Raw genomic sequence first — 2,816 nt, forward strand, 5'->3', positions numbered from 1 at the left:
GACGCGGTGTTCCGGTCGAAGGTGGATGGGGCGTTCCATCTGCATGAGCTGACCCGGGACCTGGACCTGTCGGCCTTCGTCCTGTTCTCCTCCGCCGCCGGCACCTTCGGCAGTTCGGGGCAGGGCAACTACGCCGCCGCCAACGCCTACCTCGACGCGCTGGCACAGCACCGGGCCGCCCAAGGGCTCCCCGCGATCTCCCTTGGCTGGGGTATGTGGGCCCAGGACGAGGGCATGACCGCCCAGCTCGGCGACACCGACCACCGTCGGCTGGCCCGTGACGGACTCGCCGCGTTATCCCAGGCCGAGGGCATGGAACTGTTCGACGCCGCGTTGCGTACGGCCGAACCCATGGTCCTCCCCATCAAGCTGGACCTCGGCGGGCTCCGGGCCCAGGCCGTCACCGGGGCGGTGCCGCCGCTGCTGCGCGGGCTGGTCCCCCAGCCCCGGCGGATCCGGCAGAAGGCGCAGTCGGCGCATGCGCACGACGCCGACGCGCTCACCGTACGACTGGCCGGGGCGGGCTCCGCGGACCGGCAGGCGATTCTTCTCGACCTGGTCCGGCAGGAGGCGGCGTATGTGCTCGGCTACACCTCGGTCGGTCGTATCGGCCCAGATGTCGCCTTCACCGACGTCGGCTTCGACTCGCTCACGGTGATAGAGCTACGGGACCGGCTCCTCGCCCGCACCGGGCTGCGACTCCCCGCCACGTTCGCCTTCGACTTCCCCACACCCCTGACCCTGGCGGATTACCTGACCACCCGTCTGGGCGCCGAGACCACCCAGGACCCGGTGCTGGCCGAAGTGGCGAGGCTCGAAGAACTGGTGGCCGCCCGGCCACCGGACGGCGCCAAGGACACCGGAGCCGCCACCCGGCTCCGGGCTCTGGCGGCCAAGCTCAGCACCGATGCCCCCGGGCCGCCCGGAGGCACCGACATCGAAGCGACGCTCGAAGCGGCTTCGGTCGACGACGTACTGGCCTTCATCGACGACGAGTTCGGAATCGTGGACCCGTCGGATTCCGACCGCGCCTACGAGTGAAGGGGAAGGTGACCTCCGGTGGACAACGACGAGAAGTTGGTCCGGTACCTCAAGCGGGTGACCGCCGACCTGCACCAGGCGCGGCAGCGGCTCACCGAGATCGAGGCCGGCCTGTCGGAGCCGATCGCGATCGTGGGGATGGCGTGCCGGTTGCCGGGTGGGGTGACCACGCCGGAGGAGCTGTGGGACCTGGTGGTGTCCGGTGGTGACGCGGTCGGTGGGTTTCCGGAGGACCGTGGGTGGGATCTGGAGAACCTCTTCGACCCGGATCCGGATCATCCGGGCACCAGCTATGTCCGCGAGGGTGGCTTTCTGCGCGACGCGGGAGAGTTCGACGCGGGCTTCTTCGGAATCTCGCCGCGAGAGGCGCTCGCGATGGATCCGCAGCAGAGGTTGCTGCTGGAGACGTCATGGGAGGCGTTGGAACGGGCAGGGATCGACCCGACGGGCCTGCGTGGTAAGGACGTCGGCGTCTACTTCGGCACCCTCAATCAGGACTACGCCACGGACGTGGACACGGTCCCCGAGGGCGTCGAGGGCTACCTGATGACGGGCAGTTCGGCGAGCGTGCTCACCGGCCGGGTCGCCTATGAGCTGGGGTTCGAGGGCCCGGCGATGACCATCGACACGGCATGCTCCTCCTCACTGGTGGGCTTGCATCTGGCCGCGCAGGCGCTGCGGTCGGGGGAGTGCTCGATGGCGCTGGCCGGAGGAGCCACCGTCATGTCCACCCCCAGCGCCTTCGTCGGCTTCTCGCGGCAGCGCGGCATGGCCGAAGACGGCCGCTGCAAGTCGTTTGCGGCGTCGGCGGATGGTACGGGGTGGGCCGAGGGTGTGGGTGTGCTGGTGGTGGAGCGGTTGTCTGATGCGGAGCGTCTTGGGCATCGGGTGTTGGCGGTGGTGCGGGGTTCGGCGGTGAATCAGGATGGTGCGTCGAATGGGTTGACGGCGCCGAATGGTCCGTCGCAGCAGCGTGTCATCCAGCAGGCGTTGACCAGTGCCGGGCTGGTGGCGGCGGATGTGGATGCGGTCGAGGGGCACGGCACGGGCACCACGCTGGGTGATCCGATCGAGGTGCAGGCATTGATGGCGACCTATGGCCAGGGTCGGTCTGAGGGGCGTCCGTTGTGGTTGGGGTCGTTGAAGTCGAATATTGGTCATGCGCAGGCGGCTGCGGGTGTGGCTGGTGTGATCAAGATGGTGTTGGCGTTGCGGTATGGGGTGTTGCCGCGGACGTTGCATGTGGATGAGCCGTCGTCGCAGGTGGATTGGTCGGCGGGTGCGGTGGAGTTGTTGACCGAGGAGCGGGTGTGGCCGGAGGTGGGGCGTCCGCGTCGGGCCGGGGTGTCGGGGTTCGGGGTGAGCGGGACGAATGCGCATGTGATTTTGGAGCAGGCTCCGGAGGTGGCCATCGAGGTGGCGCCGGTGGTGGAGGTGTCGGGTGGTGTGGTGCCGTTGGTGGTGTCGGGGCGTGGTGGTGCGGGGTTGCGGGGGCAGGCGCGGCGGTTGCTGGATGTCGTCGAGCGACGGCCGGATGTGGAACTGGACCATCTGGCACGGTCATTGGCGGCGTCGCGGGCGGCGTTGTCGGATCGTGCGGTGGTGGTGGCGGGGGACTGGCGTGAGGCTGTGGTCGGGTTGGAGGCTGTGGCGGGGGGTGAGGTCGCCGGTGGGGATGTAGTGGGCAGGGCGGATGTTCGGGGTCGGGTGGTGTTTGTTTTTCCTGGTCAGGGGGCGCAGTGGGTGGGTATGGGTGCGGAGTTGTTGGAGTCGTG

At 69.0% G+C, this 2,816-nt stretch carries 2 protein-coding genes; both read left to right on the top strand.

The window, feature by feature from the left end; translation table 11 throughout:
* A partial coding sequence (locus ACFYOY_RS49045) for a KR domain-containing protein (protein ID WP_388594630.1) occupies positions 1-1,041 on the top strand: 1,041 nt, incomplete at its 5' end.
* An 18-nt stretch (positions 1,042-1,059) separates the two neighbouring features.
* Positions 1,060-2,816, top strand: a 1,757-nt coding sequence (locus tag ACFYOY_RS49050; RefSeq protein ID WP_388594632.1) for a type I polyketide synthase, incomplete at its 3' end; no start/stop codon positions are given.

The sequence above is a fragment of the Streptomyces sp. NPDC007875 genome (assembly GCF_042868035.1).
Lineage (GTDB): Bacteria > Actinomycetota > Actinomycetes > Streptomycetales > Streptomycetaceae > Streptomyces > Streptomyces antimycoticus.